Consider the following 26421-nt stretch of genomic DNA (forward strand, 5'->3'; position numbering starts at 1 on the left):
GCATGTGCGTTCGCAAGAACGTCTCATGACCTATACAAACGTAATTCTCGCAATCGCAACGCTGATACTCAGTGCGTCTAGTGCCGCGCGCGCTCAAGCCGTGCCAGAAGCTTTGGTACATGAGCGCGTCACGGTGACAGTGTCCGAAGGGCTGACACTGGCTGCCTATATTTCCCGGCCTGCGGACACGAGCGATCCCTTGCCTGCGATTTTCTTTACCCAAGCGGTCGCCTGCTATTCAATCGCTCCGGTTGATGGTCGAATGAGTATGGAGGAGCGCGTCGCTACCGCCTCCAATTACGCGCTGATCCGGTTAGAGCGATCTGGCACTGGGCTTAGCGAAGGCCCCGGCTGCGACGCGCTAGATTATGATACGGAAGTTCGCCACTATCGGGAGGCATTCGATCAATTGTCCGGTCATCCGTGGATTGATCGAGAGCAAATTGTAATCATGGGATCAAGCCTCGGCTCGACAACCGCCCCGCTTGTGGCTCAGGACAAACCGGTAGTCGGCGTGGTTGTACAAGGTGGCGGAGCGCTCACCTATTTTGAACGCATGCTGCATTTTGATCGTCTGCAACTCGAACGACAAGCGGAATTCCGCCCGGAAGAGATTGACGCAGAAATGCGGCGCCGGATGGAATTCCACAGGCATTATCTTGGCGCGAAAATGGAGCCAGCGCAGATCGAAGCGCAGTTCCCGGCTTTGGTAGGCGTGTGGGAATCTTTGTTCGGAACAAGTGAAGCGCCGCATTATGGGCGCCCCTATGCCTGGCATTGGCAAGCGGCCGAGAAAGACTGGCTGTCGGCATGGGCGAGCCTGAATATCCCTGTGATGGTCGTTTACGGAGAATTTGAGCAGTTTGAGAGCCGCCACGGGCATCGCGTGATTGTCGACACTATCAATCGATTGCGGCCCGGTACGGCGACTTGGCTGGAAATTCCCAATGCCGGTCATGGATTGCGGATCTATCCCAACGCCTTGTCGGCCTATGCTTGGGAAGGCGGAGAAAGCCGCCCAAATCTGTTCGTGGGTCCTGTGTCGGAATGGCTCCGCAAAATTGAGCCTCGTGATGCTGAATAGTGCCCGAGAGGCCGATAGTTGGCGGGTTTCTAGAGGTCTCCGGTGGAATTCATCCGTGACTTACTGCATTAACTCTGCAATACACTAATTCATCCTAGACGGAGAGCACTTATGAGAATATTGCGTCCACTTCTTGCTGCGACCAGCGCCGTGGCATTGTTTGCCAATTCCGCGGCTTTAGCGGATGAGCCATCTCAAGCCGAGGCGACCGTGGCGCAGACTGCTGAAATCGCTGCACTGCCGCTGACATTTTCCGAAAACGGCTTCGCAGGGCCAGGGGCGAGCCTCCTACGTGATGATTTGCAGCAAGCGCAATTTGTAATGATAGGCGAGGCCCATGGTCATGCGGAAGCGCCCTTGCTTGTGTCCGCATTTGCATCTGAGACGCAGGCCTATGATTTCCGCTATTATGCAGTCGAAGTCGGCCCATATTCAGCCGAATGGTTGCAGCAGACATTGCTTGAGAGCGGCGAGGCTGGCCTCGCAGAAGAATTGAGCGGGCGGCCCTTGGCTATCCCGTTCCTGAACTCTGTCGAAGAAGCACGCGCGGCGGCTGCCTTTGCTCAAAGCGGCGGGTTGTGGGGCGTGGACCAAGAATTTATCGGGTCGCCGCTTATCCATCTGGAGATTCTCAGCAACATGGAATCGCAAAACCCTGCGCTGGTTAAACGTCTCGAGCAGACCGAGCGTGAGGCGTTTGCCAGCGGGAACCAGGGGGCAGTTCTCTTCGCCACGATCGCCGCCGATGGATGGCAGGAACTGCGCGACGCTTTCACAGGCAATTTAGATGCGTTGGATAGGATCGCGGCGATGGAGCGCAGCCAGTCGATCTATCAGTCCTTTTTCATGGGACGGGGGCTCGATAACAATCTTGATCGGGTGGAGCTGATCCGCCGCAATTTCCTGCGCCAATATCAATCCGCTGCAAAGAGCAGTGACGCGGCACCGCGCGTATTGATGAAATTCGGACTGACGCATGGTGGTCGGGCAACGTCTTCGATGTCGACATTTGATCTGGGATCGTTGATCGAAGGTATGGCGGCATCGAACGGATTGGAGGCACTGCATATCGCCTATCTCCCGATTGGCGGCACGGCCACGGCAATCATGCCTTCACCCGATGGAGCCTTTAGTGAAAAACCAGTCAGCGCAGATGAATTGCGATCGCTGTTGGTAGATAGCGCGATAGATCTTGAGATGATTGAATCCAGCGAAGGCCATTTCGTGATCGACCTTGAGCCAATCAAGCGCAAGCTTGGGAATGCAGGGCTTGCCGAACTTGAACCCATGACGCGGTTCTTGGTGCTCGGCTTCGATTATTTGGTCACCACGTCATCCGCCACAGCGGCCAAACCTTTGGCACCGCGATAGATTGGAAATAGGATCAGTCAGCTTCCACAATGGCGCTGAGAACCGTTGAGCCAGCTTCAATCGTAACGCGGTCACCGATGGCGATGAGCGGGATATTCTCGCTGGAATAGCCCTTCCATTGAAACTTCAATGTGGAGCCGGACACATCAAACTCAGCAACAAGATTGCCTTCGGTCAGGAGGCGCACTTTGCCACCATGACTATTGGGCAGGTTGCGTAGGGTCAGACTAAAGCGTTCCTGCCCGTCGTTCCAACGGTCTTGTGAGAGCTTACCATATGGTGATCGGCGTTCATTGGAGGCGCTGCGAAATTTGGCCTCTACGTTGTGGATTTTCAGCGCGCCCGGCGCTGTTATTACAGTTGTCCGGCTCTTGTTGATCGCCTTCTCAAGCCAGCGGAACATCTGTTCCCTCCGGTTTTTGCTGCAAGATATCACCGCCCTCACACAGCCATATTGCCCACCGAAATCGAGGTAAATCAAGCGCTTGCAGGAATATCATGGGCCTTAATCAATCGCCTCTATTTTCAATGGTTGCTCCGCCGATACGCGACCGGCAAGACCCCACCCATTCGCGCGTTCGGCAACCAGAACTATCAGCTCATTCCTGCCTTCATTTAGCCTCAAGTTCAGCGATTGCTTGGTAGCATCAAAATCCCCGCGAAAGAGCGGGCCTTTGGCGCGGAAGCTGTTATCGAAAGAATAGAGCACCGATCCGTTGAGCCAGACCGTCGCCATGTCGCTTGCATCGATCTGCAATTCGGCGACTTGAGCATCGTCTGAGTGGATTGCCACGCCTGCATAGACGGCGTCGAGGCGGTTCCTTTCAAAGCTCCCCGAAGATTGCTTTTGAACATAGCGTGAGATCAAGAGGCGCCCGTTGCGCTCGACATTGGCGATGCTCCACTGCGGGTTTTGAGGAGGGTTGGCAGCGATGCCAGGCCAGCTTTCGAGTGGGAATGGATTGGACAACGACCATTCATTGATATGGCCGAGCGCTGGTTGAACGATTGGGCGTGGAGCGCGCCCATCGTCATCCTCGAAAATTGGCAACGTCCGAGAATACCGAAAGTTTGAAAAACAACCTTCAAACAGGGTGCGAAGTCCGATCGCACCACTTTCGGCAGGAAGGGTCAATTCAGTGGTCAACACAGGTCCCGCATCATCACCGCCCAAGGACACTTTGGCGCGGTCACCGGCAAAATCGACGCGCAGAGTGATCCACGGATCATTCCCGAAATCGGCACGGGATTGGGCCTCACGGAAAAGCTGCCAATTGGTTTCTCCATTCAGATGTGGCGTGTATTGTACCGCATCGAACTGCCCCGATTTGTGCATGCGCAAATAGGCTGTCTCGTAAGTGTGACGGGCGGAAGCGCGAAAAATAACATTGGCAAAGCGTCGCCGATCATCGTTCGCAATGTCCACGGCGATAGAACCGTTTTCGAGGGTCAGCCCGCGTGCAAAGGCCTCACCATTGAGGCACAGAGCATCGCGCCCCTCCAAATTCTTGATGTGAAAAGATGAGGCTGCTGAAAGGTCAAAGGTGTCTTCGTCCAGTGGAACCGTAAGCCAATCCGGAGCCGCTGCGGTCCCTGGAGCGGCGCTAAACCCGCCGAGGGCCAAAGCCGTTATTAGCGCCAAAAGTGATGATTTGAGATCCAATTTTTCTGACTTTGGCATTTGAGTCTATTCCTGCTTGTCTGGATTGATCGGTCGCTTGCATATTTGGCGGTCGCAATGGTCAGCGTATTGGAAAAAACGGCTGAAACGCTGATCCTGCCTGTCCCAAGGGGTGGGTCTGCTCTAAAGTGCGCGTATGGTTGGAACATTCCGTCATTTACCGTTGCTCAATAATGCACCCAATGTCTGGGCATGGTGTCACGGTGTTCCAAATGAGACTGCGGCCCCTCATCGTATGGTCCCTTTTTGGTATCTCTCGCTGGTCATTTGGCGGGAATGGACCGTAAGCGGCGAAATCGCAGATGTGACACTTCGGCTTCATGGGCCACAGCCAAACCCGTATTTTTATGCACCGCGAAGACCTACCGAGCTCATCGGTATAGCCATCGCCCCTGAGCTGGCTCAAAATGCACTGGGCATTTCAAACGACGACTGCGCAGGCCAAATAGTAGAGTGGCAAGATGACGACTTCGACAACGCGCTTCTTTTGGCGAGCGGCGGCCGGCAGGTCGACGCGATTGCAGATGCAATGGCTCGACCAATCTTGAATATGATCACCGACATACCCAGCGGCAACGTCGACTTAGCGGTGGCTATGATCCGTCGAACGCGCGGGACGGCATCTCTGCGTGCGGTGAGTGACCGCATCGGTTTGAGCGAGCGTCAGTTTCGAACAGGCTTCAAGAAGCGGGTGGGGCTGTCGGCGAAAGCATACAGCCGCATCGTTCGAGCGAACGCCATTATCTCCCAAGCGGACAGGACCGATACCCCGGACTGGGCTGACTTGTCATATCAGTATGGGTTCTTTGACCAGGCACACATGATCAACGATCTGCGGAACCTGACAGGCCAATCGCCTGCGATATTGAGCATTGAGCGGAAAGCTGAGTGACCGCAGTTTGGGCCGTCAGCCGCTGCGTGACAATTGATGCTGGGGATAGAAGCGGACATCGTGAATTGGCTCCAATGACGGATAAGTTGCAGTTGATCCGGCGGCGCTCTAATTCCCGTTGAGCTATACGCCGATGGAGTTCCCGGACGTGCTATCTGAAAGCTTTCCGTAGTAAGAGAAACGAATTTCATGACGAGGAAACCAGACTTCGGCGCGTATTATGCCGGCGATCTCTATGGAGAGATGACTCTTCTTGAGAATGAGCCAACGCGGTTCTCGATCTCCGCCTTGTTTCCAGGCCTTCTGGTCGCCGCCGTCGTCAGTTTGGCGGCCGCGTTCCTAAGCCAGACCTATGGCATTCCCTTAATTTTGGCCGGGTTGTTGCTCGGGCTTTCGCTTAGCTTTCTGTCGCGCGATACTCGGACCCATCCTGGGTTGGATTTTGCGTCCAAGACGGTTTTGCGCGGCGGCATAGCCTTACTCGGCTTGCAGGTGACGCTGTGGCAAATTGCTGAACTTGGGGCAGCGCCTTTTGCTGCCCTTGCGATCGTTATGATTGCTGCAATAGCCGGGGGTTTGCTTATGGCGCGCTTGGTTCGGCAGCCAAGCGAAGCCGGGTTGCTGGCCGGCGGCGCAACAGCCATTTGCGGCGTTTCCGCTGCGCTCGCTCTGTACGGCGTAATCGGGCAGAAACGGGTGGATCAGGGGCAATTTGCTGTCACTCTGGTCGGCATTTCTTTGGCCAGCGCGGCCGCTTTGTCGATTTACCCGACACTGGCGATTTGGTTGAATCTAACTGATGCACAAGCAGGGTTTCTCACAGGCGCTGCTATTCACGATGTCGCTCAAGCAATCGGAGGAGGGTTTGCTGTCTCTGATCAAGCGGGGGCCTATGCCACTGTGGTGAAGCTGGCCAGGGTCGCGCTGCTTGCACCACTGGTCGCATGCGTCGCTCTTATCTTGCGCTACCGATCAAAGTCCGAGGGCGCTCAGAGTGATTTGCCAAGCTTCCTGTTGCCAGGGTTCATTGTACTGTTTCTCGCGGTTTTGACGCTCAATTCGTTTCTTGAAATTCCTCAAGAGGTACAAGGCCTTGGTCTTACTGCATCGAAGGCAATGCTATTGCTTGCTGTGACCGCGACAGCCATGCGCTCCAGATTGGAGCTGCTGCTTGATAGTGGATGGAGGTCGGTTGCCCCTATTCTAGGCGCAACTGTGGCCTCGTTGGTTGCTGCCTTGCTGCTAATCCCTGCGCTTTAGTTGGTTAAATTCTGGCAGGTAAATCGCCTGTCCCGACCGCCTCAATCTGCAGCATATGTCAGAGGCAGTGCAGTGGTTTCCTTTACAACCTCCATCGAAAAGCTTGCGCTAACATCCGCGATATCGACGCCGTTGATCAACCGCTTATAGATGTTGTCATACCCCTCCATATCAGGCGCCACGACCTTCAGAAGATAGTCGATATCGCCTGCCATGCGATGGACCTCAACGATTTCAGGGATTTGTTCAACAACCCGCGCAAAATTTTCGATCCATGCCTCGCTATGGTCGGTTGTTCTGATCAGCACGAAACCTGTCAGTCCAAGACCGATTTTCGAAGCGTCAAGAAGCGTCACTTTCTTGCGGATAATCCCTGCCTTTTCGAGGCGCTTTATCCGCTTCCAAACTGGCGTGGATGAGATGCCCACTTCCTCAGCGATCTCGGCAACTGTCAAACCAGCCTGCTGCTGTATCAGCGACAGCAAATGCGTATCGACACGGTCCATTTTCCAAATACTTCCATTTTGGAGAAAAATATTCTTCTAATATGGCAATTTCATAGAAAGTTTGGAAGCACTTTCTCTGGCTATAGCTTTATATGCTGTTTCAAATGAAGTTCACGGCAGCTCGGAGGAAGTATGGAGAACCCGTTCACGCAGCACCCAGCAAATGTTGGTGAAAGCTATTTCGAACATCTTGGGATGGCGGCAAGCTTTGGATGGCGAATGATCGCCGGGGGACTGGCCTGCATGGTGCATGGGATTTTCCCTTTTGCTTTTGAGAAAACCGCCAGCTGCGCTGTTGCTAAGCTTCATGATCGCATGGTGACCAACCGTGATCGCAGGCTAAGTCAGTCGGTGAACGCGGCGAACTCTATTTCGAACAATGCATCGATGGATTTTGTAATTTAAAGCAGGCTGGCAACGGGCGGTTGCTTGTGCTTCGCGGGTTCAATCAAGATGTCTTGTGTGAGTGAAGCGGAAGGTGAGGGCGGGCATTTTGCTCTTCGCTGCGGCGATGGTCAGCACGCCACGACGTTGACAGCGAGGCCGCCGAGACTGGTCTCTTTGTACTTGTTTGACATGTCGAGACCCGTCTGACGCATTGTCTCTATGACTTGATCAAGCGAGACCTTCGGATCGCATTCGCCGTGCAATGCCAGGCGTGCGGCGTTGACTGCCTTTACCGCTGCCAAAGCGTTTCGTTCGATACACGGGATCTGAACAAGGCCCCCGACAGGGTCGCATGTAAGACCCAGATTGTGCTCCATCCCAATCTCTGCCGCAGCGGCAATCTGTTTTGGCTCGCCGCCCCAAACCGCAGCGAGTCCTGCCGCAGCCATTGAACACGCCACACCGACTTCGCCCTGACAGCCCATTTCCGCGCCAGAGATAGAGGCGCGTTGCTTGTACAGTAAGCCGACACCTCCGGCGGTAAGCAAGAACTCCCTCGCTTTGCGCTTTTCCAACACACCTTCATTGCAACAATAGTGACGGATCAACGAAGGGATTACGCCTGCTGCGCCGTTGGTTGGCGCCGTTACGACCCGCGATCCGCCGGCATTCTCTTCATTCACCGCCATCGCGTAGAGATTGAGCCAATCCATCAACGCTTCAGCTTCGTTGGCACGCTCCTGCGTTTGCAGCTTTTCGAACATGGATCGGGCGCGCCTGCGAACTGCCAAACCGCCCGGCAAGATGCCGGTTTCGGATAGACCAGCGGCGATACAATTCATCATCTCAGTCGCGACACGGTCCAGGCCTGCCTCAACTTCATCTTGCTCTCGGAACGCCAATTCATTAGCTGCAACAATCTGCGCAACGGACTGCTCCGTGCTCTCACAGATTTCGAGCAATTCTGCGGCTGAAGTGAATGGATAAGCGACTTTCCGACCTGCAGCGATCTGATCTGTATCGGTTTGGGCAGCCAAAACCGCAGCGCTTGCAAAAAATCCACCGCCGGTAGAATAATATTCTCCTTGGCGCAGTTCATCCCCGTCAGCGTCAAATATAGTGATGAGCATGCCGTTGGGGTGCAGTTCGGGGATCACCTCGCACGCAAGATCCAGATCACGCCGGGGATCAAAACCTATCCAATGTTCGCCGGCGAGCAGTAAGCGGTGATCAGAACGGATCGAGGCAATAGCTGATCGAGCCTCAGCAATATCGATCGTTTCGGGCTCATAGCCGCACAATCCCATCAGGCATGCATCGAGTGTTCCATGCCCCAATCCCGTCAAGGCAAGCGAGCCCTGCAATTGAATCTCGACCCGTGCAATCTCGGTCAATTCACCGCTCGCGACGAATTCTTGCACAAATGAGTTCACGATCCGCATCGGCCCGACAGTGTGCGAACTGGAAGGACCGATACCGATCCGGAAAAGGTCCAACGTTGAAATCACAATGGCAGCTCTAGGCTTTTTCTACGCGGGATTTGACGGTTCGGAACGCGTCGATAGCCCGATCGATATCGTCGTAAGTCAATCCAGCGGACATCTGCGTGCGAATTCGCGCTTTCCCTTTGGGGACGACCGGATAGGAGAAAGCGACTACGTAAACGCCTTCCTCAAGCATTTCATCCGCGAATTCCTTGGCCAGCTTTGCCTCGTACAACATGATCGGAACGATCGGGTGCTCACCGGGCAACAGATCAAAACCCAAACCGGTCAATGCGTTTCGGAAATAGGCGGTCTTTTCGCGCAAGTCTTTGATGCGTTCGGGCTGTTTCTCGACAGCGTCCAGTGCGGCAATCGCACCGCTGACGACTGGCGGCGCCACCGTATTGGAAAACAGATAAGGCCGCGATCTTTGCCTGAGCAACTCCACCACTTCGCGCTTGCCGCTGGTGTAGCCGCCGCTTGCCCCGCCCAACGCTTTGCCTAGCGTCCCGGTGGTAATGTCGACCCGGTCGATACAATTGCGATATTCGTGCGTTCCGCGCCCATTTTCACCGATAAAGCCTGTTGCGTGGCAGTCATCGAAATGGACCAGCGCGCCGTATTTTTCGGCCAGATCGCAGATCGTGTCGAGCTGCGCGATGAAGCCATCCATAGAGAACACGCCATCGGTTGTGATCAGCTTGAACCGCGCGCCTTTTTCGTCGGCTTCTTTGAGCTTGGCCTCGAGATCAGCCATATCGTTGTTCTTGTAACGATACCGCATCGCCTTGCTCAACCGTATGCCATCGATGATACTGGCGTGATTAAGCTCATCGGAAATCACCGCATCTTCAGGACCCAGCAGCGTTTCGAACAAGCCGCCATTGGCATCGAAGCAGGATGGATAGAGGATGGTGTCCTCCATCCCCAAAAATGCCGAGAGGCGATCTTCGAGCTCTTTGTGCTGGCTCTGCGTGCCGCAAATAAAGCGGACAGAGGCCATGCCATAGCCCCAATCGTCGACGCCCTTGCGCGCAGCATCGTTGACGGTCTTGTCCTGAGCCAGCCCGAGATAATTGTTAGCGCAAAGGTTGATGACGTTGACGTCGGTCAGATCGACATTCGCCCCTTGCGGCGAGGTGATCAGCCGTTCGTCTTTGTACAGATTATCGGACCGAATTTGATCCAGTTCGCTCTGCAAGTGCTGCTGAAACTTACCGTACATACAATTACTCTTCCCAATTCAGCACGACTTTGCAGGCTTCGCCTGACAACATCGCCTGAAATCCCTTTTCAAAATCAGTTGCCGGAAACCGGTGCGTGATGATCGGTGACAGATCTAAGCCGGAATCGATGAATACAGACATCTTGTACCAGGTTTCAAAAATCTCGCGCCCGTACACGCCTTTCAGGGTCAACATGTTGAAGATGACCTTGTGCCAATCGATCGCCATTCCTGCCTCTGGAAGACCAAGAATCGCGACTTTGCCGCCGTGACACATATTGTCGATCAAAGATTGGAACCCGGCTTCGTTGCCCGACATTTCCAAGCCGACATCGAAGCCTTCGCTCATGCCCAATTCGCGTTGAACGTCTTCGATCTTTTCGCGCGTGACGTTCACTGCGCGTGTGACACCCAACCGCTTTGCCATATCAAGACGCGTGTCATTCACATCGGTGATGACGACATGGCGTGCCCCCGCGTGACGGCAAACGGCCGCAGCCATCATGCCAATGGGTCCGGCGCCCACGATCAGCACATCCTCACCCAGAACATCGAATTGCAGGGCCGTGTGAACGGCATTGCCGTAGGGATCGAACAGCGAGGCAATGTCCAAATCTATGCCATCATTGTGCAACCACAGATTGGCAGCTGGCAAAGCAAGATATTCAGCAAAGGCCCCCGGACGGTTCACACCGATACCATCGGCATCTGCGCACATATGGCGGCGGCCGGCCATGCAATTGCGGCAGCGGCCACAAACGACATGCCCTTCGCCGGAGACGATTTGCCCCTTAGTGTAGCCTTTTACATTGTCGCCAATTTCAACGATTTCGCCGACAAATTCGTGGCCCACGGTCATCGGGACGGGGATCGTTTTCTGCGCCCATTCATCCCATTTGTAAATGTGCATATCGGTGCCGCAAATCGCAGTTCGTTTCACTTTGATCAGCACATCATTGATGCTGATTTCGGGCACGGGAACATCTTCCAGCCAAAGGCCGGGCTCAGCTTTGGCTTTAACGAGTGCTTTCACGGTAAACTCCTCTTTTAACAACCCAGGCGATTAGGCTGAAGCTACCAGTGAGAGACCGGTTGCCGTTAGGCCGCATCGTCCGATTTTGGACCACCACCTTGCCGGTCGGGCAGGTTGGCGTGAGCCGAAGCTCATCTCTTAATGCAAGAAGCGTCAGCTTCTGCTGGCTCTATCAACGCGCGTCGCCTTTTTGACAAGAGCAAATCGGCCAACAGCCTACTTCAATTCGGCATCACCAACCTCGACCAGCAATCTCCCCGTGAAACCAATGTGCTCTACGCCGTATTGCGATAGGAGGGCGAGATCGGAAGACTAGGCTGGTTGATCGCCCATTCGCTCGCCCAACCGAACCGGGCGTTCTGGTGCCCAATCTTTGTTGAACGAGATTGTATCTTGCTGGAAGAGCATCACGACCGTCGAACCAAGCAAGAAACGCCCCATTTCTTCCCCTTGGTCCAAGAGTATGTCTTGAGCATCAAATTGCCATTCAGAGACCTGATTGCTGCGTTTTGCATTGACCACACCATGCCACACTGTGGCCATGCTGCCGACGATGGTCGCACCGACCAACACCATGGCAAATGGACCATGCTCCGCAGAATCGAAGATGCACACCACGCGCTCGTTCCGCGCAAACAGGTTTGGCACGCCGCGTGCGGTGGTGGGATTTACGGAAAACAACGCACCGGGAACGTGGATCATCCGTGTCAGCTTGCCAGAGCAGGGCATATGGATACGGTGATAGTCTTTTGGCGATAGGTAGATGTTGGCAAAGCGACCGTCACGAAATTGAGCAGCCAATTCGCGATCGCCGCCAAGCAAGTCGGTCGTCGTGAACCGGTGTCCCTTTGCCTGCAGCATATGATCATTCTCTATTGCGCCGAATTGACTAATCGCGCCGTCGACCGGGCAGATAAAGGCCGAGGAAGCTAACGGGCGCGCACCTGCTTTGAGAGGACGGGTAAAAAACTCATTGAAGCTGGAATAGCTCTCTATGTCGGGGGCTGCGGCCTCGGACATATCAACGCCATATCTGCTCACGAAACGGCGGATTGTTTGCGTGGTAATAAAGCCGCCGCGCGTTTCGGCGGCGCGGCCTGCGATTGTCGTCAGCAATGTCTTGGGAAGCGCATATTGCAAGAGCACTTTAAAACGATCCATTTTGTACCCTTGATTGAAGGTTTTGCTGTCGAGCCAGACCGAGGTGCGGTTTGCTGAAAAAGGTCCAGCAACGCCTTAGCGATATTTTGCCAGTTCCGCGAGAAATTCGGCGCCATTTCCCAACCAGGATGCAACGTCTGAAATTTCGATCCTGCCGCTGAAGCTTGTGACCCCGGCACCGCCTGCTATCCTCAGTACCAATTCATGGGAGGGTGATATGCTGTCCGGTCTCAAAACACGATTGGCAATGCAGACCAAGATTGCTGTGCTGAGCGGTGCTGCGATGCTGCTTTGGTCTGGTCCAGCATCGGCCCAATCGGAGCCGGATCCAGCAAGCTCAGCGATCAGCAAAGCCAAACTTTCTGAGAAATCTGACACGTTCGTCTTTTCCAATTGGGAAGGGCCAGACTTGCCTGTTTGGACCTATGTTCCCGAAGGGATCGACCGAAACACTGCACCAATTGCATTTGTATTGCACGGCGCTCGCCGTGATCCTATGCGCTACCGGGCGCAATGGATCGATGAGGCGGATGAAGGCGGATTTATCGTGGTCGCGCCGGAGTTTTCGCGCGACGCTTTTCCGGGTTCTCGCAATTACAATTTGGGCTCAGTGTTTGATCGCGCCACTGGTGCTCTTCGCGATGACAGTGTGTGGAGCTTCTCTGCAATAGAACCGATTTTTGATGAAGTTGTTGCCCGTCTTGATGGGCGTCAAACAGATTACACCATCTATGGTCACTCGGCGGGATCGCAATTTGTTCACCGCTTCTTGCTGATGAAACCTGACGCGCGGGCAAAACGGTATCTGGCCGCAAATGCCGGTTGGTATACGTTTGCTGACTTAGGCATCGCCTTTCCATTCGGACTTGGGGGAACACCCGCGACTGAGGATATGCTCCGGGCAGCTTTATCGAAAGATGTTGTGATTTTGCTCGGTGACCAAGACACCGATCCCGATCACTCCTCTCTCAACCGCAGCGAAGGAGCGATGCGGCAAGGCCCGCACAGGTTCTCTCGGGGCAAGTCCTTCTACAAAGCGGCCAAGGCTGTGGCTGAGAAAAACGGATGGGAATTCGGATGGACCCTGCGCGTGATCAAAGGCGTCGCACATTCAAATGACGGCATGGCGTCCGGCTCATACGATCTGGTTGAATGATCCAGCTTAGCTGAGATTGAGACCCATGGCCCAACCGCCGAGCCAATAAACGAAGGCGGTGACGAGCGCGATCCCGATGAGGTTCAAGACAAACCCTCCGCGCGCCATTTGCGGGATTGTTACTACGCCGGTGCTGAATGCGATCGCGTTTGGCGGTGTGCCCACCGGCAACATAAACGCGCAGGTCGCTGCGAGCGCGGCTGGTACCAGCAGCCCCATTGGGTCCATCCCGACGCCGATGGCAACTCCTCCCAAGACCGGAATGAATGTTGCAGCAGTTGCGGTGTTGCTCGTCACTTCGGTCAGGAACAGCACGATCGCAACAACACTGGCGATGATGAGGATGGTGGGCAGGGCGGCAAGTCCCGAAACCTGTTGACCAAACCAATCATCCAGACCTGTCCCTGCGACCGCGCCTGCGAGGCTTAATCCCCCGCCAAACAGCAACAACACGCCCCATGGCAGGCCGCGTTCCGCATCTTGCCAGTCGAGTACCATCCGGTTGGAGCCTTTGCCCGGCAACATGAAGAGTACGAGGCCAGCGGCAATAGCAATTGCCGCGTCGTTCAATCCGCCGAGCCACGGAGCCGCAGCTGATACTGCTGAAACTTCGGAAAGGAGGCCGGGGACGATCCAGAGAAACGCCGCCCCGCAAAACACCAGGGCCACCATTTTCTCACCCTGAGACATCGAGCCGAGCTTAGCGATTTCACCCGCAATCAAATCTTCGCCGCCTGGAATCTCATCCAGTTCGAAGCGGTAGAAGACGCGGGTCATCAGAACCCAGCCGATGGCGATGAAGGTCAATGCCAGTGGGACACCCAGCATCATCCAATCGACAAAACCAATGTCTATGCCCAGCTCGTCACTGGCATAGCCCGCGATAATGGCGTTGGGAGGGCTGCCGAGCAAGGTGCCTAGCCCGCCCATGCTCGCCGACCATGCGATTGCGAGTACGAGGCAGACGCTGAAATTTGCGACTTGGGGATCAATAGTGGCGCTATCCTCCGGTGCACCTTCTGTCATGCTGCGGCCCGAGACCAAAGCAAGGACGGAAAAGCCGATAGGAAGCATCATAAGTGTCGTTGCGGTGTTGGACACCCACATCGACAGAAAGCCTGTCGCAAGCATCATGCCTAAAACGATACGGCGCGGAGATATGCCGACTTTGTTCAGCGTCGAAAGCGCAATCCTGCGGTGCAAACCCCATTTTTCCATCGCGATCGCAATCAGGAATCCACCAAGGAACAGAAACACAATGGGACTTGCATAGGATGCCGTTGTCTCACCTACGCTGCGCTCGGTCAGTGCTGGTATCGTAATGATCGGTAACAGGGATGTCGCCGCAAGTGGCACGGCCTCCGTCATCCACCAAACAGCCATCAGAGTAGCAATCGCCGCGACAATGCGGGCGTCGCCAGATAAGTCAGCCGGTGCAAGCAACGCGTAGACGAGCGCGGCTGCTGCGAGCCCCGCAATCCGAAATGCCCATATTGCCTTTGCTGATCGAAGGTTCGGTTCGTCTGCTATTGGTCGGCCCCTTCGCCTTGTGCGTCACTCACGATGCGCTCCACTTGCTCGATTGCGGGTGCGCCAATGATAGCTGGGTCGAGCAGTTTGAGAAGCGCGTCGCGATCGAAATGCTGAGTGACCTGAGGCTCTTTGAGCAAAGCCTCAAGGAAACCTGTGTCAGCCGCCAGCGCATTGGCAACCACCGCTTTTGTAATCGCTTCGGCCTCTTCGCGCGGCATATGTTCGGCCAAGGCAAACGCAATGCTCTGCGACATCGCGAACCCGCGCGTGCGATCAATATTCGTGCGCATTTGAACGGCATCAACTTCAAGGCCGCCGAGAAGATTGTTCAGCCTGCGAACGGCATCAACCGATGTGACAGAGATTTCCTCGATAACCGGAGAAAGCCTTGATGTGTTGTCCCGCTCGAAAAAATTGACGACGTCATCGCTCAGAACTTCTGCCAATCGAGGAACGGTTCTGCCTGCATGGATCAGCCGCTCGGGCGCTCTTGGATTGCGCTTATGCGGCATGGAGCTGGACCCGACTACGCCGGTGCTTTGCGCCTCCCGAACTTCGCCGATATCGGTTCCTTGTAGCAGAAACAGCTCTTGCCCGATGCGCTGGTGTGAGCGGGCAATCAAGCCAAGTATCAATCCGTATTCAGCGATCACATCGCGCGTTCCGTTCCAATCTGAAAGATACGGCTCGTCAAGACCGAGCTCGGCCGCGAAACTGCGTTCGACAGCAATCGCCTTGTCTCCAAGTCCCGAATAGTTGCCAACCGGTCCTTTGAGAGCGGCGGATTTGCGCACTCGCTTGCGAAGTTCGTTTAGCCGGTCACGGTGACGGGAATACTCGCCGATCCAAGCGCTCACTTTTTTGCCAAAGGTGATCGGTTGAGCGTGTTGACCGAGCGTGCGTCCGATCATTGGCGTGCTCTTATGGTCGTTTGCCAGCGTAGCCATCGTTGCGATTGTATCGGCTAGACATGCGTCCATTTGCGCAATTGCTTGGTCAATCTGCAAAATTGTCGCCGTGCCGTAAATATCGACCGTCGTTGCGCCGAAATGCACATATTGATCGCCGGCATCGTCAAGGCCTTCGCGCCAGACCTGAAGAAGCGCGACCATACGGTGACGCACCACGCCATAGGCTGCATCAAATTCGGCCTGCCGAACAAGTTCGGCGCGCGCTTTTCTCGTTATGTCCTCAGCCGCTTCAGTAGGGATCACACCGTGACGTGCTTGAGCGCGCGCCATTGCGGCCTCAACATCCAGAATGGTCTGGGTTTGCGCTTCGTATTCGAACAGCGCCTGGACCGGAGCAACACGGCAATCGGCGGCGCTGACAGGTGCGGCGATCAATCCAACCGCAAGCGCGGTCATCTGCAATACGGCTTTGCTGGTCAATCGGTGCCCCTCCACCTGCCCATAGACCGCATTTATGGCAGCCCCGTCAATCGCTCATGGCACGGACTCTCTTCTCCCCTCACACTCGACACCGTAAAGTTGCAGAGGCGGTGAATTGGGGCAAAGGGCGATCATAGTCGGGGCAGGGGTGATAGGCGTGTGTTCGGCCTATGCGCTTGCCAGGCGTGGTTGGCATGTGACGTTGGTCGACCGCGCAAGTGGTCCGGCCATGGAAACCAGCCATTCCAACGGCGCGCAACTGAGCTATTGTTACACCGATGCGCTGGGCAGCCCGCAGGTGACCGCATCCTTGCCAAGCCTGTTGAGAGGGCGCGGCGGCGTCTCTTTCCGTTTGTCCGCGAGGCCCGATTATGCGTGTTGGCTGGCCAAGTTCGCTGCCAATTGTACGGCGTCGAAACACCGCCGAAACACAATGGCGGTGTTTGACCTGGCAGCCCAGTCGCGGCGTGCAATGGATGCGCTTTGCGAGGCATACGATTTGGACTTCGCGCACCGTGCTGCAGGGAAAATCCACCTGCTCTTTTCGGACAAAGATTTAGACCACGCCCGATCTATGGCACGGCTCAAATCGGCGGCTGGTGCCGAACAACATATTCTGGAACGTCAAGAGTTACCGCAGCTTGATCCCGCCTTATCGGCGTTGGATCGGGATGCAATCGGAGCGATCTCGACCCCTTCGGAAATGGTTGGTGACCCTTTGCTGTTCAGCCGGGGACTGCTTGAAATTCTGACCACGCAGTTTGCAGCAGAGACGCGCTTCGACACCGCTGTTGCAAGCATAAAGGATGAAGGGGTTAGCGCGCTAATTTCTCTGGTTGGCGGAGAGGTCCTGACCGCAGATCTCGTGGTGGTTGCAGCTGCAAATGAGAGCCGCCGTTTGCTCCAGCCTACAGGTTCCAAAATCACTTTGCAGCCAATGAAGGGCTATTCCTTTGAGATGCCCATTACGGAAGGATCGCCGCGCATTTCGGTTACCGATGGAAAGCGCCGGTTGGTTTTTACCAATCTGGGTGACCGTATGCGCGTTGCGGGCATAGCCGAGTTGGGCAGCGCATCACGCGAGATCGATCCAGCGCGGATCGGCTGGCTTGTGAACGCCGCACGCGAGTGTCTGCCCAATGGGGGAGATTACAGCCGGGCAGACAATTTCTGGACCGGGCTTCGCCCCGTCACGCCCAATTCACAGCCGATTATCCGCAAGGCGAGCAATACCATCGCGATCAATACCGGTCATGGGGCACTGGGTTGGACGCTTGCGATGGGATCGGGCGAACGCCTGGCCAATCTTGTCGAGGCTAAACCCTAGATATCGTCGGCGGATTCGTATTCCTCGACATCAATCTCGCCTGCCATCCTTCCGACCGCCACAGCGACTGTCGCGTCACCTGTGACGTTCGTCATGGTGCGCATCATGTCCATGATGTGATTGATCCCCGCGACAAAAGCGATGGTTTCAAGCGGCACACCGATTGCGCTGAGCACAAGCCCCATCATGATCAGGCCCGATCCCGGAATGCCCGCAGCCCCGACCGATCCCAGCGTCGCCGTAAGAGCGATCAGCAGATAGGACGCCAGCGTCAATTCGATACCAAACAGCTGCGCACCGAACACTGCGACAAGGCCGAGATACATCGCCGTGCCGTTCATATTTATGGTCGCGCCTAGAGCGACGACGAAGCTTGATACAGACCGCGAGACGCCGAGATTGCGCTGAACACAGCGCAGGGTAACGGGCAGTGCTGCGTTCGATGATGCGGTTGAGAAGGCGACAGCCTGCGCGTCGAAAATCCCGCGGTAGAAATCTATCACAGGCAGCTTGGCAATGGTTCGCAGGATAAGCGGATAGACCAGCAGAATGATGATGAAGCACCCCGCGTAGTTCAGGGCAACCATCGTCGCGAGCGGCGCCAATGCCTCGAAACCAAATGTGCCAGTGACCCAAGCCATCAAAGCGAACACGCCGAACGGGGTCAGTTCCATGACGATCATCGTCATCTGCTGCATAACTGCGGCACCTGCATCGACAACCTTCACAATCGGAGCCGCTTCTTCACCTGCCATCAGCAGCGATATTCCAAAGAGTAGCGCGAAGATGATGAGCGGCAGGATTTGCCCTTCGGCCATTGTCATCACGGGGTTTTCCGGGATCAGTTCGAGCAGCCGCTGCGTCCAGCTCAATTCGGGCGGTGGTTGAATTTCGATGCCCGGATCAAGCGCTATGTCCAAACCGACACCGGGTTCGAAAATCGTGCCCATCGTGAGGCCAAGCGTGATCGAAGCGAGAGCAGTGAACAGGAAAAGCCCCAGAGCTTTGCCGCCGACGCTGCCCAGTTTTTTAAGGTCTCCCAGAGCAGCAATTCCGGAAACCAGAGAAAAGAATATCAGCGGGACAATCAGCATCCTGATTGCGCGGATGAACAGATCACCGATCCAGCGAATGCTTTCGGCGGACTCGCCCAGATAAAGGCCCGCGATAACGCCAAGGACCAGCGCGCCGAGGACGCGCTGCCATAACTTGATCCCGAACCAGGCCTTTAACATTGTGTTTCCTTAAGCAGAGGTTGGCCGGGGAGCGCGCCCGTATACGTTCCGTCTGTAATGACAGGAACACCATTCACGTAAAGGTGCTGCACACCCGAGGAGAGCTCTCTGGGCGCAGAGTAATCGGCATTGGGGGCAAATGAGGCTGGGTCAAAAACCAGCACGTCGGCATGGTAGCCTACCTTCAGATATCCCCGCTGTTTCAGGCCAATAATGTCGGCTGTCTTACCGCTAGACCGGCGGATAAAGCGCGCAAGATCCATTCGGGCATCACCTTTGACGAGATCGCGATAGGCCTTTGGAAAACTGCCATACTTTCTGGGGTGGCCATTCGATCCGTCCGACCCTGTGACGACCCAATCCTGCTTGGCAAAAGCAGCAATGTCGTCAGGGTTCATATTGAACGATGCGAGCCGGGCATCCCCTTCGCGCAGCACTTCAATGGCCGCATCAACGGGCGCCAATTGCATTGAGGCGCCCAGTTCTTCGAGTGTTTTGCCCACTGGTGCATTCGAACCGGCAAGCTGGCCAGTGATAAGCAACCGATCCGAACCGCCGCGACGCTCAACCGCATCCATCATGCCAGCGCGGATCGCCTTGAGCTGTTCTGGATCATTCAATCTTTGCCGAAGAGCAGGCAAGCCGCCTTCCAACGCACCGCGTGGGACGAGGGCGTTGGAAATGCGTGTGCCCGATGCCTCCCAGGGATATTGATCGGCGGTTACACGTTGGCCTGCGGCCTGCGCTTCCTCGATCATAGCGATCATCTTTGCGCTGTGCCCCCAGACGGCAGGGCCAAGCGCTTTGATATGGGCAATGTGTACTGGCAGATCTGCGCGGCGTCCGATTTCGAGTGCCTCGGCAAGCGCTCCGGTAACGGTCACATTATACGTGCTCTCATCCCGTATGTGGGTATCATAATAGCCTCCTGCTTCGCCTGCGATTTTGGCAAGTGCGATGACTTCATCGGTCTGCGAATAGCTCTGCGGGACATAGTACAGGCCTGCAGAAAATCCCCATGCGCCTTCGCACATTGCGGCGCGAGTGAGGTCTTCCATCTTCGCGAGTTCGTCGGGCGAGGGCGCCCGGTTTTCTGTGCCCAGAACAGCTTCGCGAACAGGGCCGAAACCGACCAAGTACGCGCTATTTGTCCCGATACCATTGGCCCTAGCTGCGCTTGCTAGATCGGCGATATCGGGTTTTCCACCGCCGTCATTGCCGACGACGACGGTTGTCACACCTTGAAAGGCGAATGGCAGGTTGGCGCGCCGTTCCGCACTGTCTGACGCGAGATCGGACCCGGCATGGGTGTGCGGATCGATAAATCCGGGCGCGATGATCAGGCCGCTGGCATCTACAATGTTGGTCGCAGAATATCGCGAGCCAGCATCCGGCCCTATGTAAAGGATCGCGCCATCGCGGATGGCGATATGGTTGACAGTGCCCGCTTCGCCTGAGCCGTCAAACACCATCCCGCCTGAAATGATCGTATCGGCCTTTTGAATGTCCGGCATTGTTTCGCACCCGGCAAGGCTGGCGAACAATACGAGTGCGCCAATCCGGAGCTTCATCGCTGGGCAGAAGCTAAATTGGCCGGCGGAGGTGTTTCCAGCAGTGTTCGCATCATCGCGATCGCAGACTCCCGGCCAATCCGCTTTATCAATTGGCGGTCCGTGTCGTCACCAATTTCGAACGTGATGCCGGGCGCGCCGTAAACATCAAACGCATGTGCTTTCGATATCGGTCTGCCTTCGGTGTGGCGGGCATCGCGGTTCACCTCGTAATCGGGCATGCGTTCTTGGTAGAGTTCCAGCCACTTCTTGGTGAAGAGTTCCGGATCTGTCGGAAGTTCATCGGGGATAGTGTAGAACACATCGCGATTGGTCGAATGGAAATCGATCAGGACACGCATGTCGCGGTCAGGATCGGCCTCAATTGCTTTGAGAAGTCCGTCCATCAATGTGGTTTCCGGCTGGGTGAATGGCCCCCAATCGCGGTTTAAGTCGACCCCGCCCGTATTATGCCGCCAATGTCCGTAAACCACACCGTCGGGATTGAGCAGCGGAACGGTCAACGTTTCAAATCGCGCGCGGTAGGCTTTGGCTAGATCGCTATCACCCATGATCGTTTCAACGAATGGCAACATGGCAAGGGCCCCGGTTACTTCGGGCGGGTGTTGCCGGCCGACCAGCACCACAGTTTCGCGGTGCTTGGTTTCGGGCTCCGCGATGCGGAGAAGTTTGATAGCCCGGCCATGCGCTGACCGGCCAAGAACGCTAACTGCGGCAAATGATGCCTGCTCCCGTTCGCCCAGCCAGGCATCGTAGACCGATGGAGGGAAAACCTCTTGCGCCGCCACGAACAGTGGCTCTTTCCCAACCTTCAACGTCAATCGGGCAGTGCGCTCTCCGCGTTCGCCTTCGACCTTCACAAATTTGGGGTCCATGAAATCCCAGTTTACACCGTCCGTGCTGGTCTTTGGCCAATAACGATGCCCGCAAGTGGTGTAATCGAGATCAATCTTAATCCGCGTCTTGCGCTCCGCATGAACACGAAATGCGTACCATGCGCTGCAATTGATATCGCCTTCATCTTCGGGTGCGATGATGAGTTTGAAGTGCTTTTTGTCTGCGACGGTGCAGGATTGATACGCTCCTGTGGGGAAGTCTTTGTCGATCCTCGCTGCTTTGGTGTCGCACTCCGGTGGCGCGGCAGGCAGTGTCATTTTGGTTGCTGGCTCGCTCGCAGCGTGTGCGGGTGTAGATGCCAACACCGCTGACACTAACAGCCCGATAATCATCGCTTGCAGGCGCATCGGCCAAGCTCCCCTTGCGTTTCTGAAGGTGACGGGCCGCAGCGCCGCGCTGCGGCCCGATCCTGGACTAGAAGTTCTTGCGAATATCGAACGAGAATTGACGACCGCGCCCACTGTGCAAGCTGCCGTAATAACCGAAGCTCTCATCAGCGAGCGGTGGGTCTTCATCAAAGATATTGTTCACGCCAAAACGAAGCCGTGTCCCGTCCAGCCCGGTGTTCGTATCATCGATCGAATAGCTGATACCGAAATTGAGCGTGAACCAGTCTTCGACCGGGAACAGCGCCGCTGTGTCATCTTGCTGGGCACCCGGGTCAAACACTCCGCCGACATAACGGCCGAAGAAGTTTACGCGGACTGGTCCGCTTTCCCATGCCGCCGAACCGGAGAAACGCCATTTCGGACGCCCATCGATCTCAAGCAATTCGCCAAAGCCAAACGGTTGAAGAGCCGCAACATCACCGACTGACAATTCAGGGAATGATTGGAGTAGCGGTGTAAGATCCGTGAAGAGCGGCTCTGCATCGGGGCCGGCGAGCTGTTCAAAGCCCAGCAGCCTTGCAGCATTCACCTGAAAATCGAAATCACCAAAGCTGGTGCCGAATTCGTACATTACACTGAAATCGAGACCCTCTGAGGTGCGCTGATCGAGGTTGCGATACGGGTTCAAAATTTGCTGAACATCACCAGCCGGATTGAGACCTGTGCCAGCGTAAAGGGCGATCTGGCCTGCATCCGGATCATCCCGCACGACGTTCGGATTAAAGCTGCCTTGCGAGCGGAGAACAAGGTCAAGCAGCAGAGCATTCTGGTTGCCGAAGATCCCGATGATACCTTCTTGCTCAACGCGCCAGTAATCGGCTGTGAGTGTCAGGCCGGGAATGAAGCTCGGTGTGAGGACAGCGCCAAAGTTGATGCTTTCTGTGTTCTCCGGCTCAAGGTTGGCTGCACCGGACCGGAAATCGATCGTACCCTGAGTACCGCAATCGGGAACATCGTCTTCAATACCGGCGATGATTTCGGCAACGCATTCCACCACCTGAATAACCGAGTTGGAACGCGTCGTTCCGGCGTCGTTGATCTGGATCAGGTTCGGCGCGCGGAAGCCTTGCGACCATGCACCGCGGAATAGAACGTCGCCAATCGGGCGCCAAGCAACCGCAGCACGCGGCACAAAAGCGCTGGAAGAGTCGGAGAACTCTTCGAAACGCGCGGCCAGTTGCAGTTCCAGCGTATCGAACAGTGGAACACCCATGTCAGGCGAAATCAGCGGAACGAGTGCTTCAGCAAAGGCCGAATAAACTTCGCGATTGCCACTGGTGTCTGGTGACGGGCTGGAGCCGACCACGTCGCTGCCGAAGGTGTCGCCGTTCACTGCATTGGTGAAAGTGATCGTTCCATCAAGGCGAGGGTCACGGTCATCCATGAACGTTTCGCGGCGGAATTCCACGCCGGCCGCGATGCCGACACCGCCAGCAGGCAGTTCAAACAGGTCGGGACGCGAAACCTTGAAATCGGCCAGCGCCAGTGTTGTTTCGCCTTTGCGGAACACATCAATCGTGATCGCATCGATCACGCTTTGTGGGTTGGGCGTACAATCGGCGATGTTGATGCCGAATTGATCGGTGAAACAGCCGCCATTGAACGGATTGTATGCGCTCGCATCAGTTCGGTTGATCGCGTCCTGTGCCAGCGTGCCAGAGATACGGTTGCGGGTAAGGTCGGTCGTGTTCGCCTGCGCATACAGGAAGCCGGTATCGTAATCCCAGCCGCCAAACTCGCCGCGCAAACCGGCGACCAGACGGAATTCGTCTTTGGTCACAGAGCCAAGCCGCGGGCCTGCATCAACCCAGCGATAATCCTCAATCAGAAGCGCCCGGCCATCATCGGTTACGCCTGAACCAATGCCGTTATCGACACGGTTGGGGTTTGGCGAACCATCCGGCAGCAATGTTGCGCCAAGCGGGTTGTAGAATGCGGTCGCTTCAATGCCGAGCGGAACCGCGCTGAGCATTGTGCTCTGTTCACGCTCGCGGAAGTTTTCTGAGCGGTAATAAGAACCCTCGAAATAGAACTCGGCTGCATCGCTCAGCTCATAGTTGAAAAGGGCCTGCGCATTGTAACGCTTCTTCTCGGAGTAGAGAAACCGGTTCGCGCCAAGATCATGGCGCAGCACGCGGTCGATTGTGCCGCCATTGTCGGCGCAAATACCGTTGCCCAGATCGATCACCCGGCCGTCGCTGTCCGCAGCGCCTGCTGGCCCGAAAAGAACGCAAGGTTGAAGATGGAAATCATCATCGCGCAGGGCGGTCGTGTTGGATGATGTGGCGCTGGAGCCTTGAATGTCGAACGCACCCCAAGGGCTATTGATCGATCGGTTATCGAACTGCGTATCCCCTTCGAAATCGGTTCCTACCAAGAATGGGCGCAGATCGCTCGACGCGGAGTAAGGGCGGTCTGTAGCGCGCAGGCCATTTTCGTAGAAATAGCCGCCATAGAGGGTCAGGTTTCCGCGATCATCGGCAAAATCGAAACCGACCCCGCCATTGACCCGGAAACTGAAGAGACCAGTGCCGTCAGAGGCGCGGTAGTTAGCCTGCAGGAATCCGCCATCGCGGTTGCCGCGCAGGATCGTGTTGACCACGCCCGCCACAGCATCGGCACCATAAACCGCAGATGCACCATCACGCAGCACTTCGACGCGGCGCACACTGCCCGGTGCAATTGTGTTGGTGTCAGGCGATACGACCGGGACAAACAATTCTGTCTGGAAACCCGGGTTAAGCAGCATCCGGCGGCCATTGATAAGCAGCAGCGTATTGCCTGTTCCGAGCCCGCGAAGGTTGATTGAGGCGATATCGCCACGCGCGCCGTTCACGCCGCCTGCTGTGCTTTGCTCGTTGAATTCAACTGAGCCAGCCTGAGGGATCGCGCGGAAAATTTCGTCACCTGACGAAGGGTCAATAGAGTCGATCAGGTCTTCGCCAACGACCGTTACCGGCAAAACATCATCCACTTGGGCGCCGCGGATCTGTGTTCCCGTTACGACGATTTCCGGCTGATCTACGTTGCCTTGCGTGGAAACATCGACTGGCTGTGGCTGTTGATCCGTCGCAGTGTCGGTTGCCTGAGCGTGCGCGTTAGCGCTGGCGAGAGCCAGAACAGATGCACCTGCGAATGAGATAATGCGCGGTCCGGTTTTCATGAATGTCTTCCCCTATTGTTTTGCGCAATCCGCCTCCTCAAACGAATTACGCGCCCTCCATTTTGTGTCATGATTAGACGTCAATCCGCCTTATCACGCAACAGCATTCCAAAATCATATGCCATAAGGGCTATAGCCTTACGTTATGACCAGCCGCAATCGACCGGTGGGTGACCCGGTTCTTTGAGCGGTTAACCGAACAGATGGCGCAGGCTGTGAATTCCCGACGTAACCAGCGCACTTTCGCTTTCATCGGCGAGTGTCATGGCGACAAATGGCAGGGTCGGGGACCCGGCGAGCGCAAATGACTGGACGTCATCACTGACGAAACGTTTCGCGGTGAAACCATCGACAATCGCGAAGCCGGCGCCAAGCGCAACCAGTTCGGCGGCGACATAATATGTCTGTGCCGAAATCGCGACAAGGGGTTCGACCCCGGCATTCTGAAGAAAGGTCTCTATTCGATCCGCCACTGGGCCGCTGTCACGGAGGCCGATCATTTCCTTCCCGTCTAGCGCGTCTGCGGTCAGCACACCTGATGCGCTCTCAAACATGCCGGGTCTTGCTAGCAGAGCGAGGTCGACAGCGTTGATCGCCTGACAGCGGATCCGGTCATCGAATTTGTCGTCAAAACCAATGCAGAGGTCGAAACGCTTTTCGAGCAAAGCCGGTGTGATCTCTTCGCTGTGCAGGGTGCTCAGGTCAAAGCTGGCATCGGGATCATCTGCTCGCATCGCCGCCACCATGGGCGGGGCAATCGCGAAGCCGAGCGAAGGCAGCACTCCTATCCGAAGATGGCCGCCTTTGCGACTGCGGATGTTGTCTGCTGTCCTGTCGAGCGCCGAAACACGCTCGTATATCTCGCTGACTTCGCGGAAGAGCTCGGTCGCGGCATCGGTTGGGTAAAGCCTGCCCTTGCGCCGATCAAACAACGGGAAGCCCAGCTGGTCTTCCGCATGGCGAAGAACTTTGCTGACCGAGGGTTGTGAAACGAAGAGATTGCGCGCTGCGGCGCTGATCGAACCTTCGCGGTAGACATGGTAGAATACTTCGATGTGACGAATTCGCATCGGTTCAGTCTACACAGCTTGGCGGGCTTCTGAAACCGCCTCGATCGAATGCGGACATTGCAACGGGGCTCATCAATCATGGGTGTTTGCAGGCCCGTCGCTCTGCGACTAGGAAAGCTCGCATCATGGTTCGGCTCAAACAAAAGTGGAAGACTGCTACCAGTCAAAAACCACTCTTCTATCTGTGGTTGATCCCGGCTTGGGTTCTGCTTGGGCTTAGCCGCCTTGTTATCCTGACCACTCCATTTCGCAGCTATTCGCGACGATTAGGTGTGATCGACGGAGCTGTTCTGCGAAGTCCGCTTGCGACGTCCAAACAGGAAGCCAGTGCGAGCGCGATCGGAACAGCCATAAAAGTGGCCGCGAATTACGCGCCTTGGAATGCCAACTGCTTTCCCAGAGCGATAACCGCTCGGATCATTTTGGGGGTACACGGAATTCCTTATGCGCTTTTCTTTGGATTGCGGAACAAGGCGACTGAAACAGGTGCGCAGGAGCTAGCTGCCCATGCGTGGGTTGTGTCCGGACCTGTTTATGTCACGGGGGGCAACGGCTTCGTCCAATACACCCCGGTCGGATGCTTCGTTTCGCACGATGCCTAGCTG

The 26421-nt window shown here is 55.9% G+C and carries 22 protein-coding genes and 1 riboswitch; of the genes, 8 read left to right on the forward strand and 14 right to left on the reverse strand.

Going from position 1 to position 26421, the window contains the following annotated elements; all coding sequences use genetic code 11:
* Positions 1-25: 25 nt before the first annotated feature.
* Together MWU39_RS02885 and MWU39_RS02890 are read left to right on the forward strand one after the other, a co-directional pair.
* Complete coding sequence (locus MWU39_RS02885) at positions 26-1084, forward strand: alpha/beta hydrolase (RefSeq protein WP_247158472.1); 1059 nt, start codon at positions 26-28, stop codon at positions 1082-1084.
* A 111-nt stretch (positions 1085-1195) separates the two neighbouring features.
* Positions 1196-2455, forward strand: coding sequence for a hypothetical protein (locus MWU39_RS02890; RefSeq protein ID WP_247158473.1), 1260 nt, complete (start codon positions 1196-1198; stop codon positions 2453-2455).
* A gap of 13 nt (positions 2456-2468) precedes the next feature.
* On the opposite strand, the gene MWU39_RS02895 is transcribed toward MWU39_RS02890, so the two are convergent.
* Both MWU39_RS02895 and MWU39_RS02900 read right to left on the reverse strand, forming a co-directional pair.
* A complete protein-coding gene (locus tag MWU39_RS02895; protein ID WP_247158474.1) occupies positions 2469-2858 on the reverse strand; it encodes a hypothetical protein in 390 nt (129 codons plus the stop codon).
* Between the two features lie 102 nt (positions 2859-2960).
* Entirely contained in the window at positions 2961-4136 is a 1176-nt protein-coding gene (locus tag MWU39_RS02900; RefSeq protein ID WP_247158475.1) for a hypothetical protein, read from the reverse strand.
* 136 nt (positions 4137-4272) lie between these two features.
* On the opposite strand from MWU39_RS02900, the gene MWU39_RS02905 reads away from it, so the two are divergent.
* Together MWU39_RS02905 and MWU39_RS02910 are read left to right on the forward strand one after the other, a co-directional pair.
* Positions 4273-5028, forward strand: a complete 756-nt coding sequence (locus MWU39_RS02905) for a helix-turn-helix domain-containing protein (protein WP_247158476.1) — start codon at positions 4273-4275, stop codon at positions 5026-5028.
* Between the two features lie 189 nt (positions 5029-5217).
* Positions 5218-6288, forward strand: coding sequence for a putative sulfate exporter family transporter (locus MWU39_RS02910; RefSeq protein ID WP_247158477.1), 1071 nt, complete (start codon positions 5218-5220; stop codon positions 6286-6288).
* Positions 6289-6329: 41 nt separating this feature from the next.
* Here the strand turns inward: MWU39_RS02910 and MWU39_RS02915 are convergent, their stop codons facing one another.
* Positions 6330-6794, reverse strand: coding sequence for an Lrp/AsnC family transcriptional regulator (locus MWU39_RS02915; protein WP_247158478.1), 465 nt, complete (start codon positions 6792-6794; stop codon positions 6330-6332).
* Between the two features lie 132 nt (positions 6795-6926).
* Here MWU39_RS02915 and MWU39_RS02920 point away from each other — a divergent pair, with 132 nt between their 5' ends.
* The gene (locus MWU39_RS02920; protein ID WP_247158479.1) at positions 6927-7199 is read left to right on the forward strand and encodes a DUF6356 family protein; all 273 of its coding nucleotides are present in this window, start codon (positions 6927-6929) and stop codon (positions 7197-7199) included.
* Positions 7200-7309: 110 nt separating this feature from the next.
* Here MWU39_RS02920 and MWU39_RS02925 read toward each other — a convergent pair whose 3' ends face one another.
* The 4 genes from MWU39_RS02925 to asd form a co-directional block, all read right to left on the reverse strand.
* Entirely contained in the window at positions 7310-8689 is a 1380-nt protein-coding gene (locus tag MWU39_RS02925) for an L-serine ammonia-lyase (protein WP_247158480.1), read from the reverse strand.
* A gap of 10 nt (positions 8690-8699) precedes the next feature.
* Positions 8700-9890, reverse strand: coding sequence for a glycine C-acetyltransferase (locus tag MWU39_RS02930; protein ID WP_247158481.1), 1191 nt, complete (start codon positions 9888-9890; stop codon positions 8700-8702).
* 4 nt (positions 9891-9894) lie between these two features.
* Entirely contained in the window at positions 9895-10923 is a 1029-nt protein-coding gene (tdh, locus tag MWU39_RS02935) for an L-threonine 3-dehydrogenase (protein ID WP_247158482.1), read from the reverse strand.
* A gap of 45 nt (positions 10924-10968) precedes the next feature.
* Positions 10969-11073, reverse strand: a riboswitch (SAM-I-IV-variant riboswitch).
* Positions 11074-11235: 162 nt separating this feature from the next.
* A complete protein-coding gene (gene asd, locus MWU39_RS02940) occupies positions 11236-12084 on the reverse strand; it encodes an archaetidylserine decarboxylase (RefSeq protein WP_247158483.1) in 849 nt (282 codons plus the stop codon).
* 166 nt (positions 12085-12250) lie between these two features.
* Between asd and MWU39_RS02945 the strand changes: the two genes are divergently transcribed.
* Entirely contained in the window at positions 12251-13240 is a 990-nt protein-coding gene (locus MWU39_RS02945; RefSeq protein WP_247158484.1) for a hypothetical protein, read from the forward strand.
* Between the two features lie 6 nt (positions 13241-13246).
* Here the strand turns inward: MWU39_RS02945 and MWU39_RS02950 are convergent, their stop codons facing one another.
* Positions 13247-14770 (reverse strand): DASS family sodium-coupled anion symporter, encoded by a 1524-nt coding sequence (locus MWU39_RS02950; RefSeq protein WP_348646391.1) that lies wholly within the window; start codon positions 14768-14770, stop codon positions 13247-13249.
* The gene (locus MWU39_RS02955; protein WP_247158485.1) at positions 14767-16164 is read right to left on the reverse strand and encodes a lyase family protein; all 1398 of its coding nucleotides are present in this window, start codon (positions 16162-16164) and stop codon (positions 14767-14769) included. Before MWU39_RS02955 ends, MWU39_RS02950 begins: the two co-directional genes overlap by 4 nt.
* 115 nt (positions 16165-16279) lie before the next feature.
* Between MWU39_RS02955 and MWU39_RS02960 the strand changes: the two genes are divergently transcribed.
* Positions 16280-17491 (forward strand): FAD-dependent oxidoreductase, encoded by a 1212-nt coding sequence (locus MWU39_RS02960; RefSeq protein WP_281501061.1) that lies wholly within the window; start codon positions 16280-16282, stop codon positions 17489-17491.
* Here MWU39_RS02960 and MWU39_RS02965 read toward each other — a convergent pair.
* The 5 genes from MWU39_RS02965 to MWU39_RS02985 all read right to left on the reverse strand — a co-directional run bounded on the left by MWU39_RS02965 (position 17488) and on the right by MWU39_RS02985 (position 25816).
* On the reverse strand, positions 17488-18726 hold the full coding sequence (locus MWU39_RS02965) for a dicarboxylate/amino acid:cation symporter (protein ID WP_247158487.1): 1239 nt from the start codon (positions 18724-18726) through the stop codon (positions 17488-17490). The genes MWU39_RS02960 and MWU39_RS02965 overlap by 4 nt on opposite strands.
* Entirely contained in the window at positions 18720-20297 is a 1578-nt protein-coding gene (locus MWU39_RS02970) for an amidohydrolase family protein (RefSeq protein WP_247158488.1), read from the reverse strand. Before MWU39_RS02970 ends, MWU39_RS02965 begins: the two co-directional genes overlap by 7 nt.
* Complete coding sequence (locus tag MWU39_RS02975) at positions 20294-21541, reverse strand: M14 family metallopeptidase (protein WP_247158489.1); 1248 nt, start codon at positions 21539-21541, stop codon at positions 20294-20296. The genes MWU39_RS02970 and MWU39_RS02975 overlap by 4 nt, the downstream gene beginning before the upstream one ends.
* Before the next feature lie 67 nt (positions 21542-21608).
* Positions 21609-24746, reverse strand: a complete 3138-nt coding sequence (locus MWU39_RS02980; RefSeq protein WP_247158490.1) for a TonB-dependent receptor — start codon at positions 24744-24746, stop codon at positions 21609-21611.
* A 191-nt stretch (positions 24747-24937) separates the two neighbouring features.
* Positions 24938-25816 carry a LysR family transcriptional regulator gene (locus MWU39_RS02985; protein WP_247158491.1) on the reverse strand — a complete coding sequence of 293 codons (879 nt, stop codon included), beginning with the start codon at positions 25814-25816 and terminating at the stop codon, positions 24938-24940.
* A gap of 125 nt (positions 25817-25941) precedes the next feature.
* Here MWU39_RS02985 and MWU39_RS02990 point away from each other — a divergent pair, with 125 nt between their 5' ends.
* Positions 25942-26418 (forward strand): lasso peptide biosynthesis B2 protein, encoded by a 477-nt coding sequence (locus tag MWU39_RS02990; protein WP_247158492.1) that lies wholly within the window; start codon positions 25942-25944, stop codon positions 26416-26418.
* The last annotated feature ends 3 nt before the right edge of the window (positions 26419-26421 follow it).

This window comes from Erythrobacter sp. F6033 (genome assembly GCF_023016005.1).
Classification (GTDB): domain Bacteria; phylum Pseudomonadota; class Alphaproteobacteria; order Sphingomonadales; family Sphingomonadaceae; genus Erythrobacter.

Bases quoted from the DNA above. Each gene is read 5' to 3' on its own strand.
- MWU39_RS02885 (WP_247158472.1), top strand. From the start codon at position 26: ATGACCTATACAAACGTAATTCTCGCAATCGCAACGCTGATACTCAGT.
- MWU39_RS02890 (WP_247158473.1), top strand. From the start codon at position 1,196: ATGAGAATATTGCGTCCACTTCTTGCTGCGACCAGCGCCGTGGCATTG.
- MWU39_RS02895 (WP_247158474.1), bottom strand. From the start codon at position 2,858: ATGTTCCGCTGGCTTGAGAAGGCGATCAACAAGAGCCGGACAACTGTA.
- MWU39_RS02900 (WP_247158475.1), bottom strand. From the start codon at position 4,136: ATGCCAAAGTCAGAAAAATTGGATCTCAAATCATCACTTTTGGCGCTA.
- MWU39_RS02905 (WP_247158476.1), top strand. From the start codon at position 4,273: ATGGTTGGAACATTCCGTCATTTACCGTTGCTCAATAATGCACCCAAT.
- MWU39_RS02910 (WP_247158477.1), top strand. From the start codon at position 5,218: ATGACGAGGAAACCAGACTTCGGCGCGTATTATGCCGGCGATCTCTAT.
- MWU39_RS02915 (WP_247158478.1), bottom strand. From the start codon at position 6,794: ATGGACCGTGTCGATACGCATTTGCTGTCGCTGATACAGCAGCAGGCT.
- MWU39_RS02920 (WP_247158479.1), top strand. From the start codon at position 6,927: ATGGAGAACCCGTTCACGCAGCACCCAGCAAATGTTGGTGAAAGCTAT.
- MWU39_RS02930 (WP_247158481.1), bottom strand. From the start codon at position 9,890: ATGTACGGTAAGTTTCAGCAGCACTTGCAGAGCGAACTGGATCAAATT.
- asd (WP_247158483.1), bottom strand. From the start codon at position 12,084: ATGGATCGTTTTAAAGTGCTCTTGCAATATGCGCTTCCCAAGACATTG.
- MWU39_RS02965 (WP_247158487.1), bottom strand. From the start codon at position 18,726: ATGTTAAAGGCCTGGTTCGGGATCAAGTTATGGCAGCGCGTCCTCGGC.
- MWU39_RS02970 (WP_247158488.1), bottom strand. From the start codon at position 20,297: ATGAAGCTCCGGATTGGCGCACTCGTATTGTTCGCCAGCCTTGCCGGG.
- MWU39_RS02975 (WP_247158489.1), bottom strand. From the start codon at position 21,541: ATGCGCCTGCAAGCGATGATTATCGGGCTGTTAGTGTCAGCGGTGTTG.
- MWU39_RS02980 (WP_247158490.1), bottom strand. From the start codon at position 24,746: ATGAAAACCGGACCGCGCATTATCTCATTCGCAGGTGCATCTGTTCTG.
- MWU39_RS02985 (WP_247158491.1), bottom strand. From the start codon at position 25,816: ATGCGAATTCGTCACATCGAAGTATTCTACCATGTCTACCGCGAAGGT.
- MWU39_RS02990 (WP_247158492.1), top strand. From the start codon at position 25,942: ATGGTTCGGCTCAAACAAAAGTGGAAGACTGCTACCAGTCAAAAACCA.